The following is a 16,916-nucleotide window of genomic DNA, read 5'->3' as shown; positions in this document are numbered from 1 at the left end:
AGAGGACATTTTACCTAAAAAATAAAAGAGGACATTTTTGCTGAAAAGTAACAATTTTTTCGTGATAAAAACCTTGACAATTTATAATTTATTGAGTATTGTTGATAAAGTAGCCCGCCTTGACTTGCCAAGGCGAGGCAGGCCGGAGTGGCGGAATTGGTAGACGCGGTGGACTCAAAATCCATTGGGACTAAAATCCTGTGAGGGTTCGAGTCCCTCCTTCGGCAAAAAGGAGGAGATTATGTATATTTTTGCAATAGTAATTATAACTTTATTTGCTATATTTGGTATTATAATTGGGGCACAGAATACCAGATTAGTAGAGCTTCATATTTTAGGTAAGGTCTTTAATCCACCCCTTATATCTGTGATAATTGTATCTTTTGCAGGTGGTGCAATACTTGCATTTGTGCTTGCAATTGTAGATGAGATAAAACTTAGGGGAAAGATAGGGAAACAACAAAAAGAGATTGAAGGATTAGAAAGTGAACTTGGCGCACTTAAAACTATGTCAACAGAGGAGGAGAAGTAATGAAAATGAGGGTAACTCTTGAAGACATATTGGTAGCTGAAAGCAGAGAGGAGGACCTTTTAAGGGCGTTTATAATAGATCAACCAAGAAGTGTTGTTGCTTGTTTGAGATTAGGTAGTATTTTAAGAGAAAAGGGAGATTACAAAAATGCACTTAAACTTCATAGAAGTCTACTTATCAGACCTGATGTTTCATTAGACCTTAAGAAGAAGATTTATCGTAATATAGTAGAAGATTACATAAAAGCTGATAAATTAGGGCTTGCTTTATCTTTTGCCAAAGATTTACAGAAGTTAGACCCAAAAGATATATCTTCTCTTGACCTTTTGTACTTCCTTTACGAAGAGCTCTCACAGTGGGATGAAGTAATTGATGTAAAGAAAAAAATTCTTAGACTTAAAGGCCAATCAGATAATAAAGGACTTGCAATTTTGTATGCAATATCTGGTGATTCGTTAATTAAAAGTGGCAATAAAAGGGATGGAGTTAAACGTCTTCAGGAGGCATTGAAACTTGATAACCTATGTCTACCTGCTCTCCTGTTTATAGGTGATTTTTACTATGAAGGAGGAGATGTAGATAAGGGAATTGAATTATGGAAGAAAGTTTTGGATAACTTACCTGATTATAGTTTTCTTGTATTTAATAGATTAGAAAAAGCATATTATGAAACTAAACACGATTTCTCAGAGCTTGAGTCGCTTTACATTTCATTTTTGGAGCGTAATCCAGGGAATGTGAGAACTTTAATTGAGCTATCAGAAATTTATGAAAAAAGGGGAGAAGATGCAGAAGCGATAGAGAGTTTAAAGAAGGCAGAAGAGATAGAGCCTCAAAATCTAGTGGTCAAAAAGAAGTTATTCAAATTATACTACGATAATAAGAGATACAGTGAGATGTTTAAAGATGGGAATAAGATAATTGAGTTTGCCACTGTAGCCAAAAGTTTCAAATGCTATAAGTGTAGTAATAACTTTGTAGAGTTTAAATTCAGGTGTCCTAATTGTAAAAGCTGGCTCACAATAAGATAGACTACCAAAAAACAAATAACTAAACACCTAAACAAAGTTATATGATAAAAATTGCTAAGATACCAAATAAACCAGGTGTCTACTTAATTAAGGATGAAAATGGTAAAGTTATATATGTAGGTAAAGCGAAATCTTTAAGGGAGCGTGTTCGTGCTTATTTTGCTAATACCTCTTCACCCAAAACACAAGTTATTGCTTCTAAAATTAATGATATAGATTATATTGTTACAAACTCAGAAGTAGAGGCTTTAATTTTAGAGGCTAACTTGATAAAGCTACATTTACCTCGCTACAATATTAGACTCAAAGATGATAAGAAGTATCCTTACATAAAGGTAACTGTACAGGAAGATTTTCCGCGAGTCTTTCCAACAAGGGACTTAAGAGACAGGAGTTCAATTTATTTTGGTCCATATACAAGTGTGAAGACAATGAAGCGTGCTCTAAAGTCGGCAACTGAGATATTTCCTATAAGAACATGTAAGGGAAGACTTCCTGCAAGGGTTTGTCTTGCTTACCATATAGGGAGATGCTATGCACCTTGTGAAGGCAAAATAAGTAAGGAAGAATACCAAAGTATTGTCCAAGAGCTTATAGATTTTCTATCCGGTAAATCAAAAATAGTTGAGCAAAATTTGAGCTCTAAAATGAATAAACTGGCGTCACAATTGGAATTTGAGGAGGCAGCAAGAGTTAGAGACAGACTAATAAGTGTCCAATCCATAGTGAAAAAGCAAAGGGTAGTTTTTGATAAACCGGTTGACCTTGATGTATTTGGACTTCAAAGTAGAAGAGCTAAGGCTTGTATTGGACTTATTCTTGTGAGAGAGGGTAGGGTACTGGGAAGTGAACACTATATTCTTCAGATTCAGCCAAATACAACCCTAGGTGAAATAATTCGCGCCTTTATTTTGCAATATTACAAAAATGCATTCTTCATCCCTCAAGAAATAGTGGTCCCAGCTATTGATGAAAAGGAAGTAATAGAGAGCTGGCTCAAGCGAAAGATTTTACTCCCCAAGGGTGGCGAGAAGCTTGAGCTTATAAGACTTGCTGAAAAAAATGCCGCATTCTGGTTTGAAGCTGAGAAGGTAGAAAAAGCACCTAAAGCACTTGACCAACTACAGACAGTCTTGAAATTAGAAAAACTACCAAAACGGATTGAAGCATTTGATGTCTCAAATATAGGTGGCAAATATGCGGTTGGCTCATGTGTATCATTTGTTGATGGAAGGGCTCAAAAATCAGGCTACAGGAGGTTTAAAATCAAGACAGTGGAAGGGATAGATGATGTTAGTATGATAAAGGAAATTGTAACCCGTAGAGTAAAGAGAGGTGGGCTTCCCGACCTTATACTTATAGATGGTGGATTAGGACAGGTGAGAGCTGCACATGAGCAAATTCCTTCTGTGCCAGTTTTTGGTCTTGCAAAGAGGTTCGAAGAGTTATACACACCAGATGGCAAAGTTATCTCTTTACCAAAAGATTCGCTTGCTTTAAGGATACTTCAGCGTGTAAGGGATGAAGCCCATAGGTTTGCAATCTCGTATCACAAAAAGCTACGCGATAAACCAAGTTCACTACTTAACGAGATTCCAGGAATAGGTGGTAAGAGAAGGCAAGCTCTTCTCAAACACTTTTCAACCTTTGAGCAGATAAAGCGAGCCTCACTTAAGGAGCTACAAAATGTCCCAGGAATAGGTAAGACTTATGCAAAACAAATCTACAACTTTTTGCATCTTGAAGTCTAACCTCTCATTTAATACACCATTTGGATATTTGACACTGGAAGCAAGCCCAAAAGGACTTTCAAGAGTGAAGTTTGGTAAGTTAGCAGGTGTATCTGGTTCGGTATTTTTAAAGGAAGTCAAAAATGGCATTCTTAATTACTTACGAGGCAAGAAAATAGTCCTCAATTACCCAATTGATATTTCCAACCTAACTTTGACTCAAATTAAAGTAATAGAGGAACTTAATCGTATCCCTTATGGTAAGACAATAAGCTACAAAGAGCTTGCAAACATGGTAGGAATATCGTCAAGGGCTTGTGGTCGTATTCTTGCAAGTAATCCATTTCCAATAATAATTCCATGTCACCGTGTAATTCATGCAAACGGTAATTTAGGTGGCTATGGTGGCGGACTTATCTGGAAGGAAAGACTTCTCCAATTAGAGAAAAATCACATAGAATAGGCTTATATTTTGAATTCAATCTCCCCAAAAGTGCCCTCCAGCAGTTTATCTTCCTTTTACTACTGGCATTTTCCTATTGAGGACTTCACTGCCATGCTCTAATCTGCAGAAATATATACCATTCGCCATCTTTTCAGCATTCCATTTGATAGAATAACATCCCTGTTCTTTCATTTCATCGACAAGAGTCTCTACTAATCGACCTGAAATGTTGTAAACCCTAATCAAGACTCTACTTTTAGTTGGTAATTGATAACTAATAACCGTAAACTGACTGAATGGATTGGGATAAATCTGTAATAACAGCTTATCAGGTCTGTTTATGGAAGTTTCCTCAATTCCTTCAGGCGGACCCCACTTAAAGTAGCCATCTACTGTGTCAAATGGGATTGGATTATTATCAGGAAAGTCAAGAAGCTTTGGCCTGATAGGAGGAGTATATTGTCTTATATCCAACGGTGTATCCCCAGCACTTTTAACTTTCCATCTAATATAACAAAGAATCCCACTCCCAGTTGCTCCATGTGGAGGCAACAATCCATAATCATCAGGCCAAAAACAAGCACTTGGCATTACATATCCTGCAAGGGTATCCGCAGTGCAAGCGAAATGGGTGGCCCCTTGACCGGCTGCATTGACTACATCCTTTAAAAATGGACCCTCCAAAGCGCGCCAGGGTTTTAGTATATTAGGGTCATAAATTATAACAGTTTGCCAAGCACCAAGATTGACAACATCAGTGATACAAATTGAATCCATAAAAGTGTCACCAACTGCAATACCTGCTTGCTCAGCGATAGTAGTCTCTGGCTCAACTGCCATTATTGTAGTTTTAGGTATAGCGACTTTAGAAGTTGGAATCGCAGGTTCAACCCTCATTATTACTCCTTTAGCGGATGTGTTCTGATCCATAGCGTTACCAAAAGAGCTCTCTGAGATTGGAAGTCTCTCTCTTGAAAAAACGCCGTAAAGCAATGAGACTCTATATATGTCCTCTATATCTATTATTTTATCTTTGTTGGCATCAGCACGTGGATTCCACTCTGGAGGTGGTGGTGTAGTTGGTGTATGTCCATAAAGTAAACTTGTAATGTATATATCAGCTATATCAATAATACCATCCTCATTCACATCACAAACACATATAGGAGCTAAGAATCTGACGGTATGATTACCATCAGGATAAGTGAAGTATAGTTTGGTATAACTACCCGCTACTTCTACTGTATCATATTCTTTGATAACATCATCGACTTTCACTTTGAACCCAATATTCCGTAATGTATCCCTATGTAGCAAGTCCCAAGGAATGGTGAGCTCACACCATCCAGATGTACCTTGAACCGCAACATTAAACCCGAATGCTTTATCCCAATGAGAATCAAAAGAGTGGTGGTCAAGTTCACCTTGATTGGCAGTCATAATATCAGAATTAGTAGTTATAATCACATTATAAGAATCACAAACAATAGTGTAAAATGTGTCAGTATGTACTCCTCCTTCTCCGGGTTTAAATGTAGTAAATGACCAAACATTACCTTCAGTAGATGCTCCTTCAGCATCTGTAGCTACTATCTTCCAATAGTAAGTACTCGCATAATCCAAAGTAGCGTTATAAAAAGTATCCGCACCAGTATATACGCAAGTGATAGGTGGATTATCTGTACCAAAATAAAGGTTATAGCTCAGTGGGTCACCATCTGGGTCTCTACAACTCCAAATCAGTTTAGGGACATTCCATACATTAGTAGCTCCATTGGGTGGGAATATGCAGACAGGGTCATCAGGTGGTAAGTTACCAACTACAGTAATTTCTCCTTCATAAGGTAAATAATTGGGTTTGGTTACTGTGACACATATTATGCTGGATTTGGGTGATATGGTAAAAGTTGCCTCTCCATTTGCATTAGTGGTGTTACTTTCGTAAATTTTATAAATTCCATAAGATATCCCCGCAAGGCATACAAGTGCTCCAGGTATAGGAACTTCATCTGATGAGACACTCACTGTAATAGTAGTGGGCTCAACTCCTATTGTAGACGGATGGGTAACAACTATTGGCTTAGGCTCAGCTGTCCACATAGGGAGCTCAGGGTCACCAAACAGATTGAGTTCGTAAATGCAAAATGGCCATTTATCCCGTGCAAGATAAAAAGAATCGGGGTTTACCCATACAGTATCTTCTCCCCATGTAGCCAATGAGACATAGCGATCCTTAGACGCAGCATGAGCTCTTCCTAAGTTATAAAAATTATTAACAAATATTTCGTGGTAGAAAGAAGTATCAATTAACTCTGAAAAATACATCCTCTTCAACGCAGGTCTTCCCCATCCAAATCTTGAATTCATAATTGTAGCAACTGCTCCACCACCGATTCGGTTAACAAAGTGCTCCGCAAAGCAATCATTATCAGCTCCATAATCCATTGCCCCGCATAGACAAGCTATTGAATTGAGAATGAAAAGATTGTCTCCATTTATAAGCCCATCAACATCACCCCAGTTCAAAAGCGCAGTACCGTCAGCGTAGTAAAAACCGTCTTCATGTCCATGAGTAGCAACATGGACAAATCCAAATCCAGAATTCAATGAATCTATAAGGGCAGTTTTTGAGAGGTTACCTGTGGACTCGTATAATTTTGAGACCTGCCAATCAGCTGGAACCATGTCTGCAATAGCATTATTTACTGTATCGCCCCAGTAATCGCCGAAATCGGTAGAAAATAGTTTCACTGCTGGTAGAAGAATTTTAGTCTCATAATCAAGAGGAGGATTCTTCTCATATGTAATAACCTTATTTACAAATGTAGCTACCTGAGTCTTCGTACGAGCTGGTGCACGTCCAACAAAGACATCGGAATATAAATCTACCTGCCCATCCTCAGTTTCACCTTCACCATCATTAACTTCGCCCCATATATTATCTCCATCTGCATTCCATGTGCCAGTGAGATCAGAGAAATAAAGGTCGGATGGGATAATGTAGTAATCACAAAAATTCATTGAATCCAGCTTGGCGGGTGGCAGAAGCGGCAGAGTATCCAGATAGTCTACACTCCTTCTCGGGACTACTTCTTGTCTGTGTTCAAAATCACCCTGACCACCAAGTAAAACCCATATTGTTCCCCAGTTTGAGTGTGCATCCTTAATGAAGTTCCTTATCTTATCAGGATTATCTACACCTGAATAATTTGCATAAATAAAATCAAGAGTCACTACCTTTGCAGGTACTCCCTTTTTGGTCTTCCAATCAGCAAGTGGTTGAAATTCAGTAGCAAATGAATCAGCTGTTATTACAACATATTCAATATTATCTGGAGGAAGTGTTCTTGAACCAATAGGATAGTGAGTTATAGGGTTCCATATTTTAACCATCTCAGGGTTTACTATCATTGTTTTAACCATATCCTCAAATACCTCTTTTTGCTTTAAAGTCACGCTTGGAATAGGAAATATTCCTTCTTTATAAATGATTCTAAACTCAATCCTTGAGTTAAAAATTAGTTTACCAAGAGCTGGAATGTATTGGATAGGGTGAATAAAAACTCCAGTAATCCTATAGCCACCCATATCCCCAGTATGCCCGGAGTTGACTAGTTCTGTTGGATAATAACTTATGCTTGAATAAACTTTTTCATTAGGCTCTACCCACTCCACTTGTTCCGTAAACGATATTGGTTGAGGTGGTTGTGCAGGACAGATTTTGTATGTACCTGGAATGGGTTCGCTTGTCTTAGATATTACTTCAATTTTTGTAATACTTGCCCCAGGCGGGATAAGAAATGATAGAACTTTCATAGGAAGCATAGGGAAACCTACCCGCCCAGTAAATCCGCCTCCCTTAAGCTCAACTACATCGTAGTCTTTTAGCTTACTAAACTCCAAATCCGCTGTGTTAAATTTGAGCTCTTTAACAATTTCTCCTGCCATAGCAGGGATGGCTAAAATAAGGACTAAAACTATCATCCCAACCCTTCGGGCTTGAGCCCTCAAGGGCGAAGCCTTCATACTAACACACTTCTTCCCCGCAAAAGCGGGATTTCCGCTACGCTTCAACATCTTACACCTCCCTTTCAGTCACAGAAAACAGATGCCAGAGAACAGAAGACAGACATTTTTGAGTAGAAAGTTTTCGATTTCTCACATCTGACTTCTTGTATCTGTCCTCTATATTTTGCCAATCTGTGAAATCTGTGGCTATTATCTTGCTTCACTTTCTACCTCCATTGTTAAATGGCTATTGGCAATTTCTTGATACTTTTTAATAAGTTCATCATCAAAACCAGTTACTTCTTTAATATCAATTATACTATATCCCTCAATAAGTAATTCTTTAACTTTATTATATCCTTCTATATATTGGGTAAATCCATCTGGATTAAAGCCAAAAACCTCATTAAGTTTTGGTTTCAGTGATTCATCATTTATAATCAAATTCATTATACTTCGGTATTTTTGAGGTTCATTTTGTAGCTCTTTCTTATCTTTAGAGAGTCTTAAATAAATTATTAAAGAATCCGTTAATTCGTTTAGCAAACCAAGTTTAGCATAGAGCCAGGCTAAATTGAAGTAAACCTCCTCGTTATAAGGACTAATTCTCATTATCTTCTTGCAAACTGCTACCCCATTTTCAAATAGTCCCCTATCTGCATAAAGATTAATTGCATAAAGGTACTCCTGAACAGCAGCCTCTAATTTATCCATCCTTACATAAGCATTACCAATGAGCTCGTGAATATCTGGGTCACCATTACTATCCTGTGAATTAATGCCCCCCCTATAAATAGGAATTACTCTCTCATACTCTTCATTTAAAAGATAAGTTCTTACCTCACATTCAACTTGAGTTTTGTCAGCCATTAATTGTTTATATAGCAAATTCCGTGACAGAAATCTCCCAAATTATTGTAAGTGCTTATAATACAAGCTAATATAAGAATAGCGGTAGGGAAATTAATAAAAATAATTGGGACAATCTGTCCCAATTCAATGTCCCATTTTAATAAATCAAATATAAAGTGTGATTTAGGAGATAGGCAAAATAGCTTGCTTTCTTAGACGCGTAATTAAAACTGTGGAGCAACTTGTCTCTTATTTTATATTATATTTTTTAAGTTTCCTAAAAAGAGTCCTACGGTTTATTCCTAGTGCTTTTGCGGTCTTACTTCTGTGCCCTTTATTTTCGGCAAGAGCTTTCTTTATACGTGCGATTTCCATTTCTTTCAATGTCATTTCTTGTTTTTCTGGAATAATGATAGAGAAATGGCTGGTAGAAACCATTGCTTTTGTGACTATAACGGCATCGGTAAAAATTACTATTTGCTCAATCTGGTACTCAAGTTCTCTAACATTCCCTGGCCAGTTGTAAGAGAGTAGCAAATCTATTGCTTCTTTTTCAAATCCTTTAATATTTTTATTCATGACTTTTGAGTATTTTCTAATAAAATGCTGTGCAAGTAACGGTATATCACTCTTTCGCTCCCTTAAAGGGGGTAAATTTATCTTGAGCAGAGCCAACCTGTAATACAAATCATTACGAAATCTCCCCTCTTTTACTTCTTTCTCTAAATCTTTATTTGTTGAGGCAATAATACGGACATCTACCTTTTTTGAGGATAGTCCACCTACAGGTCTTATCTCTTTGTCTTCAAGCACTCTTAACAATTTTGCCTGTATCCCGGGAGTCAAGTTTGTGACATCGTCTAAGAATAAAGTGCCACCATCTGCTTCCTCAAATAATCCCTTCTTTGTACTAACCGCTCCTGTAAATGCACCTTTTACATAACCAAATAGCTCACTCTCTATTAGAGTTTCTGGCATAGCACCACAGGCTATAGCGATAAATTTCTTATCTTTTCGCCCGCTATTGTAGTGTATAGCCCTCGCAACTAATTCCTTACCTGTTCCTGTCTCACCCTGTATTAAGACTGTGGCATCTGTATCAATTACTTTGTCTAAAAATGAATACAGTTCTTGCATCTTTGGATGCTCCCCTATTATATCTTTAAATCTATACTTTACCTCTTTTGGGGGCTCATAAACTATTTCTTTCGGAGCCTCTTTTATCTTTTGAAGTCTATTAATCGCTCTTGAAATATCCTCCCTAATGGAAAGATACTCCTCTTTATTTAGTTTTTCTAACCAAGCCAAAACTCGCTCATCACCTGTATTTACTACCCCCTCTATTACCCATTTCTGTATGGGTTCATCTTTTAACTCAAATAATGAGGTTAAAGTATCGAAGGCAGGGCTGCCCATCTGAGATAGTATAAATATGGCATACCTAGGTTCAATGCGAAGCTTAACAGCAGTAGTAAGCCAACCCAGATTATGCCTACATTTTTTGATTAAAAAAAAGTCATACTCGTATTTGCTTGACAGACCCAGTGTTAGCTTCATATAGTGCTCTATTTTTTGTTTTTCCTCAGGTATAGCTTTTTTAAGATAAAGTTGAGCCAGCCAAAAGTAGACCTGCATTAACTCATATTTAGTATCAAGATTTTCAATTATAGAAAGCGAGTTTAATAGCGTCTTTTCTGCCTTCTCTAGGGATCCGGAAGCTATCTCAATCTCACCTTTCGTCATAAGTACTTGTACAAGCATCAATTTTTCACCACTTCCTTTAGCTACCTCCATCGACTTGCTAATGTACTGTTCTGCCTGATAGTAATCGGATTGAAGTCGGTATAGATTAGCAATACTTCTCCAAATACTCGCATTTAGACGCTCTTGTTTAAGTTTTAAGTTAAGTGTTAACACCTCCTGATACTTTTCCATAGCAAGCTCGTATTTTCCAATTTCACAAAACATATCGGCCATTGTTTTATAAGAGTAAGCTAGTCCTATTAGGTCGTTAAAATCTCTACAGATTTGGATACCCCTATCTAACCATGTTTTACACTGAGAATAATCTCCTTTTTCCAATAGGATAGCAGATATATTATTATAGGTAAGTCCTGCATAAGGGAGAAGAGTTTTACTATATATTTCCAAGGCGAGTTTATAGTTTTGTTCTGCGTGGCTAAAGTTGCCCTGATAATGATGAATCACGCCCAGATTATGTAATAGCATAGTTTGAAGATGGACATCTTCTATTTTTTTACATAAAGAGAGTGCTTCATTTAGAGTGCTAACTGCCTCTTTGTATTTACCTTGTTTTTGTAGAGCGCCTCTTATTGCATTCAATATACTTGCTTTGAGAGAGTATTCATTTTGAGGTACCAATTGCAGAGCTTTTTCCTCAATCTTTAGCCCTTCGCCAGGGTCTCCTCGAGATAGAATTATCACCCCAATCCAATAAAGGACATAACATAATCCAACTTTATCATCTCTCTCACCAAAGATTTTCTCTGCCTTCCTTAATACCTGCATTGCATCATCCCACTCCCCCCACATATAGAGTATCTTGCCCTTGTAGACCAAAAGCCATGGGCGATCGTTAATCAAGTCTAGTGGCAAACTATTTATCCAGTTGTTAACTGTATCTAATTTTCCTTTGTCAATTATATCTTTGGCTATCTTTTCTATAAACTCCGCTGATTTCACATAATCTGGCGATGCAATCCAGTGTGGGATTGCACTCTCTATATCATTTAGCCGAGTAAGGTATACGGCAGTTTTTCGGTGTAAATCTTTAATTAACCCTTTGTCAAAAATTCTATTCATCTCATTCATTAAAAATTCTCTGAAAAGTGGATGGTACTTATACACATTTTTCTCACCCGGAATAGTAGAAATGAAAAGGTTAAGTCTTGCTAATGAATCTAATATTTCAGCTGAGTCATTTATTTCAAGTAAATTGTTTAGTAGCTCTGGCTCCATAGATTCTAAAATGGACGATTTGAGCAGAAAAGACTGTAATTTCTCTGGTAGTCTCTGCATTATTTCATTACCAAAATATTCAAATACCTTTTCACCAGCTTTTGAATAAATATCAATTACTTCATCTGTTTTTTTATAGCTTAATTCTTGCGATATAAGTTGGAGTGCTGTAATCCAGCCCTTAGTACGCTCCTCAAGCTTGTTTAATTCTACATCCAGAATTTCTATCTTGTAAACATCCTTAAATAGATGTTTTACTTCTTCCTCTGTAAATTGTAGGTCTTCCTTTTTAAGCATAAATATCTCTTGTTTTGCACTCAACTTTGCTAATCTAATAGTAGGTAAAGTGCGAGTTGAGATAATCAGATGTAAACTTGGAGGTTGATGTTCAATGAGGTAATCTAATGCATCATTTATTGATTTTGATTCGCTTGCTTCCTGGTAATCATCAAGGAATACAAAAAGCTCATCCTTCAAAGTGTCCATAAGTTCATTTATAAATGTACCCATCACCATTTCAATGTCAACAGATGTAACATTTTTAATAACAATCTTCGTTTTATTACCAAAATTAGGATAAGCTTGAACAATACTTTCTACAAGATAAGACATAAAGACCACAAAATCAGCATCTCCTTTATCTAAAGTATACCATGCTTTTCTATATTGCTCAATCTCTGAGGCTAAATCTAAAATAAGCGTCGTCTTCCCATAGCCGGCATCAGCTGAAATTAAGGTAAGCTTTTTGTCAAGGTTCTCTCGAAGTAATTTCAATAGCCTTGGCCGCTTGAGTATATTCTTACCAATATTTGGCGGTGTAATTTTTGTCTTTACAATTAAATACTCTTCCATATAGTTCTATAGTTCGTTTATAACTAATTTATCACACAACATAGACCGCCGGTAAAAATTTCATAATTAAACTTTAATACTACACTCTGCCAATTCTTTTTCTGCTTGTTTTTTTAATTGCCAAATTTCATTAGGCGAAAGAACTGTTCCAACAAATGGTAATTGAGTTAATTCATCCATACAATATTCTTCCCATCTTCCTTTAATATTATAACCTTCTTTTATTCCTTTTCTATATAAAGCACTGCCGAGGAAAGGTCTTCTTACCTTAAAAGATACCTCATTAAGTCTAATTTTTTTAAGAATTTGTACAGTTTCCAATATTGTTTCTTTTGTTTCACCGATATTGCCTAACAGAATTCTCAAAAACGTGTTTATATTCTCATATTTTTTTACATTTCTCTACCACCTCTTTTAAATCTTTCACTCTAAATCTTGTCTCCTCTATATTACATATTTTATCATCAAAAGTTGTTTCTTCTGTGTTCAAGTTAATATAAACTGAGCCAATATCATTGAGTTGTTCAAGAATTTTATCATCAAAAAACTGTATATAGCAAGAAACCTCTCATTTTGTTTTTTTACAGAAATCATATTGACCAATTTTGGAATAAAAATTCTTAAACCAATTTGTATCTTCTTCAGAAAAATGATGATTCAGTGTAATTATTTCTGGTTTATATTTAATAAATGTTTTTTCTATCTCCTGTACCACATTTACAACATTTCTCATTTGAACTATTTTAGGATAAATAGAGCAACTACTACAACTACAAAAACAACCTCTTGACAAAGCTATTCTTACATCTTTGAATTTTTGCTCCTCTTTAGTAAGCAATTCTCTTTTTGGATAAGGTAATTTATCTATATTTTTAAGCAGTCCTCTTCCTCTATTTCTTATAATTTTACCCCCATCTCTAAAAACAATACCTTCAATTTCATAAAAATTTTTATTCTTTTCTATTGATTGAACTAATTTCAAGGTTATTTCTTCTCCTTGTCCAATTACTACAACATCAATGTATTTACACTCCTCAAGAGTAAGGATGGGTAATGCCGATGGGTGGAGGCCACCACAAATTATCTTACATTCAGGATATGTATTTTTTATTATTTCTGCAAGTCTATAGGCTTCTGGTATCATAAATGTCATCGCAGTAACGCCAATCATTTTAATATTTTTATCACCAATAAATTTAATTATATTTTCGTCGCCCAATTTTTTGCACAAATTATATAAGTTGTATATCCATGTTTTTCTAAATATGATGCAATATATCCAATCCCTAATGGAACAAAATCTATTTCTAATTTAGGGATTATAAATAATGTATTCACAATGCTTATTTAAGAAAGAAGCTTTGTTCCCATGTAAGGGATAAGAGCGGTAGGGATTTGAATTGTTCCATCTTGTTGCTGGTAGTTCTCAATTATGGCAATAAAGGTGCGTGGAGTAGCAACCCCTGACCCATTTAAAATATGGACAAATTCAGTATGTCCTTTTCTTCTAAATCTAATACCTGTCCGTCTTGCTTGGAAGTCTTCACAATTACTACACGATGAGACTTCAAGCCATTCACCTGTAGCTGGTGCCCACACTTCTATATCGTAAGTCTTTGTGGATGCAAAGCTGAGCTCACCTGCAGGTAGTAGGGTCACACGGTATGTAAGGTTAAGCAACTTCAATACCTCTTCAGCGTTCTCAAGCATTGACTCAAGTTCTTTGTAGGAGTCTTCAGGTTTAATAAATTTTATAAGTTCTACTTTATTAAATTGATGCACCCTTTTTAGTCCTTTTGTCTCCTTCCCATAAGAGCCCGCTTCTCTCCTAAACGAAGCAGCGTAGCCCACATATTTAATGGGGAGCTCATTTTCTCTTAAGACTTCATCCTGATGTAAATTTATAAGTGGAACTTCAGCTGTTGGGTTGAGGAATAGGTCATCTTCTTTTATAAGATACATATCTTCTTCCAGTTTAGGCAGCTGTCCTGTCCCAAACATTGAGCGTCGATTTACAAGGAATGGCGGAAATATTTCTGTATACCCTTGTTTGATGTGCAAATCAATCATAAAATTAATAAGGGCACGCTCAAGTCTAGCCCCCAGTCCTTTATAGCATGGAAAATTAGAGCCCGCTACTTTACTGCCACGCTTAAAGTCGATAATCCCGAGTGAGCTACATAACTCATCGCAGGTAAGTGGTTTAAAATTAAATACTTTTTTCTCACCCCATTCTTTTACTATAACCCTTTCAGTAGTTCTTGGCACAGATGGATGCACTAAATTTGGTATTCGTATAAGTATGTTATGGAGTTCTGCTTCAATATCCTTGAGCTTATCCTGTATCTCTTTCTCCTTTTGGGCAAGTAGTTTTGAATCCTGTAGTGGCGAGGTAACCTCGCCCCTACCAATCCTTTTTAATTCAGCTATCTCCTGTGATATTTTTTTCTTCTGTGCCCTTATGTTATCCCTATCTTTTACAAGTTTCCTACGTAGCTTATCAAGTTCTTCAAACCTCTTGATATCAACTTTCTCCCCTTTTTCCTTAACTGCCTTTTTAACGAGTTCTATATTTTCTCTTATAAATTTAATATCAAGCATGAGGTCGCACCTCTCGCATTAACCTGTCCTCAAATAAACAAATCTCAATATAAATAGTATCGCCAACAGATAAACAATCCAATTTACTTCTTTTCCTTTTCCACTCAATAATTTAACTGCAGCAAAGCTTATAAATCCAATTGCTAACCCATTAGCTATACTAAATGTAAGCGGTATAATAATTATGGTAAGGAATGCTGGAATTGATTCAGAAAACTCCTTCCAGTTTATCTTAATTATAGAACCCATCATAAGACTACCAACTACAATTAATGCTGGTGCAGTAATTGGGTGTAGTATTATGCCTTCAGAGACTTCATACCCACCACCTATCATTTTTGCAACTGGTGAGAAGAACAAAGCTAATAAAAACAGTAATCCAGTAATCACACTTGTAAACCCGGAGCGTCCGCCTTCGCTGATACCTGCAGCGCTTTCAATATAACTTGTAACTGTAGATGTACCACAAATAGAGCCAATAATCGTGCCAACTGCATCACTCATCAGGCACCTACTTACTCGTGGCAGCTTACCATTTTTCATAAAACCACCTACCTCCCCAACACCTGCAAGTGTGCCAGCAGTATCAAATATGTCCATAAATAAGAAGACAAAAATGACTGCCAAAAGTCCCATCTTTAATGCCCCAAGTATATCAAATTTAAGGAATGTAGGTGCTATAGGTGGTGGTAAGCCAATTATTCCTTGGAACTTAGTGATTCCCAAAGGTATTCCCAACACTGCTGTAATCAGTATTCCTAAAAATACAGCTCCTTTTATCCTCTTTGCTAATAATACTGAAGTTACAATTAATCCAAAGATAGCAACCAATGTAGGTGTACTTAATAAGTCTCCTAATCTAACGAGTGTTGCCGGATGTCCAACGACAATACCTGCATCTTTTAAGCCCACAAATGCAATCAATAGTCCAATCCCACAAGCTGCCCCAATTCTAATTGTATCTGGTATAGCATTCATCAATGCTTCTCTAAATTTAGACAATGTAAGCAAAATAAATATTACTCCTTCAATAAAGACACAGCCCAATGCTATTTGCCAAGGTATCTTCATCATTATACAAACTGTGTACGCAAAATATGCATTCATACCCATCCCTGGTGCCAATGCAATTGGGTAGTTTGCATATATACCTATCATTATAGTAGCTACGGCTGTAGCTACACAGGTAGCTACCATCACTGCACCAGAGTCCATCCCTGTCACTGAAAGTATAGCTGGATTCACAAATATGATATAAGCCATAGTCATAAATGTAGTTATACCTGCAATGACTTCAGTCCGTATATTTGTGCCCAATGACTTAAAATTGAAAAACTTCTCTAACATTTAAGGTTAAACTCCATATAATTTGTATTTTAACTCATGGTCTATTATCTGTCAAACAAAAACTGTTACTGTGGAAAAAAAGATTGACAGAACCCTTAGATTGAAATATTATATATTATAGTTCTTTGAATTAAAGGCTGAAAAGTATATGATATGTTCTCTATATATGTGGAGGAAAGCCTTGCATTAAAGGGACACGAATACCTGTGTATATGGTTTTGGAACTTGTAAAAGAAGGTATATCCTTTGATGATATTTTAAGAGATTACTATCCTCACATTGTTAAGGAAGATATAAAAGCTTGTATAGAATATGCAAAAGCTGTAATTGAGAATGAAGGGATACACTTTGCAAAGGAAATTGCAGCATGAACTTTTTTGCTGACGAGTGTGTGTATAAAATAACCATAGAAGCTTTAGATATTGTAAAAATGGTAAACCCCATGTATGTGTAAAAATATGCATCTCTTCACCGGTTAACAAAGTCTTGCTTTGTTGAATAATTAAGTTTACACTTCCTATTTCTGCTAAATCCCACAG

12 protein-coding genes and 1 tRNA gene are annotated in these 16,916 nt (G+C 36.4%); 6 read left to right on the top strand and 7 right to left on the bottom strand.

Annotated features, from left to right (window positions below):
* Positions 1-141 precede the first annotated feature (141 nt).
* The 5 genes from QMD71_08965 (at position 142) to QMD71_08945 (ending at position 3,756) form a co-directional block, all read left to right on the top strand.
* Positions 142-227, top strand: a tRNA-Leu gene (locus QMD71_08965).
* A 14-nt stretch (positions 228-241) separates the two neighbouring features.
* Positions 242-532 carry a LapA family protein gene (locus QMD71_08960; GenBank protein MDI6840958.1) on the top strand — a complete coding sequence of 97 codons (291 nt, stop codon included), beginning with the start codon at positions 242-244 and terminating at the stop codon, positions 530-532.
* Complete coding sequence (locus tag QMD71_08955) at positions 532-1,563, top strand: tetratricopeptide repeat protein (GenBank protein ID MDI6840957.1); 1,032 nt, start codon at positions 532-534, stop codon at positions 1,561-1,563. The genes QMD71_08960 and QMD71_08955 overlap by 1 nt, the downstream gene beginning before the upstream one ends.
* Before the next feature lie 41 nt (positions 1,564-1,604).
* The gene (gene uvrC / locus QMD71_08950) at positions 1,605-3,314 is read left to right on the top strand and encodes an excinuclease ABC subunit UvrC (GenBank protein ID MDI6840956.1); all 1,710 of its coding nucleotides are present in this window, start codon (positions 1,605-1,607) and stop codon (positions 3,312-3,314) included.
* Positions 3,274-3,756: an MGMT family protein gene (locus QMD71_08945; protein MDI6840955.1), complete on the top strand. Its 483-nt coding sequence runs from the start codon at positions 3,274-3,276 to the stop codon at positions 3,754-3,756. Before uvrC ends, QMD71_08945 begins: the two co-directional genes overlap by 41 nt.
* Positions 3,757-3,801: 45 nt before the next feature.
* Here QMD71_08945 and QMD71_08940 read toward each other — a convergent pair whose 3' ends face one another.
* The 7 genes from QMD71_08940 to QMD71_08910 all read right to left on the bottom strand — a co-directional run bounded on the left by QMD71_08940 (position 3,802) and on the right by QMD71_08910 (position 16,377).
* The gene (locus tag QMD71_08940; GenBank protein ID MDI6840954.1) at positions 3,802-7,815 is read right to left on the bottom strand and encodes a C25 family cysteine peptidase; all 4,014 of its coding nucleotides are present in this window, start codon (positions 7,813-7,815) and stop codon (positions 3,802-3,804) included.
* Between the two features lie 141 nt (positions 7,816-7,956).
* Positions 7,957-8,616, bottom strand: a complete 660-nt coding sequence (locus QMD71_08935; GenBank protein ID MDI6840953.1) for a hypothetical protein — start codon at positions 8,614-8,616, stop codon at positions 7,957-7,959.
* 231 nt (positions 8,617-8,847) lie between these two features.
* Positions 8,848-12,429, bottom strand: a complete 3,582-nt coding sequence (locus tag QMD71_08930; protein MDI6840952.1) for a sigma 54-interacting transcriptional regulator — start codon at positions 12,427-12,429, stop codon at positions 8,848-8,850.
* A gap of 66 nt (positions 12,430-12,495) precedes the next feature.
* Positions 12,496-12,795 (bottom strand): hypothetical protein, encoded by a 300-nt coding sequence (locus tag QMD71_08925; protein ID MDI6840951.1) that lies wholly within the window; start codon positions 12,793-12,795, stop codon positions 12,496-12,498.
* 202 nt (positions 12,796-12,997) lie between these two features.
* Positions 12,998-13,648 (bottom strand): cobalamin-dependent protein, encoded by a 651-nt coding sequence (locus QMD71_08920; protein ID MDI6840950.1) that lies wholly within the window; start codon positions 13,646-13,648, stop codon positions 12,998-13,000.
* 128 nt (positions 13,649-13,776) lie between these two features.
* On the bottom strand, positions 13,777-15,030 hold the full coding sequence (gene serS, locus QMD71_08915; GenBank protein MDI6840949.1) for a serine--tRNA ligase: 1,254 nt from the start codon (positions 15,028-15,030) through the stop codon (positions 13,777-13,779).
* 18 nt (positions 15,031-15,048) lie between these two features.
* Positions 15,049-16,377, bottom strand: coding sequence for an NCS2 family permease (locus tag QMD71_08910; protein ID MDI6840948.1), 1,329 nt, complete (start codon positions 16,375-16,377; stop codon positions 15,049-15,051).
* A gap of 164 nt (positions 16,378-16,541) precedes the next feature.
* On the opposite strand from QMD71_08910, the gene QMD71_08905 reads away from it, so the two are divergent.
* Positions 16,542-16,748, top strand: coding sequence for a DUF433 domain-containing protein (locus QMD71_08905; protein ID MDI6840947.1), 207 nt, complete (start codon positions 16,542-16,544; stop codon positions 16,746-16,748).
* Positions 16,749-16,916: the final 168 nt, after the last annotated feature.

The organism is bacterium (assembly GCA_030018315.1).
GTDB lineage: Bacteria > Hydrothermota > UBA3073 > JACQXS01 > JAGMCI01 > JASEGA01.
This window is presented reverse-complemented; position numbering and strand designations above follow the sequence as displayed.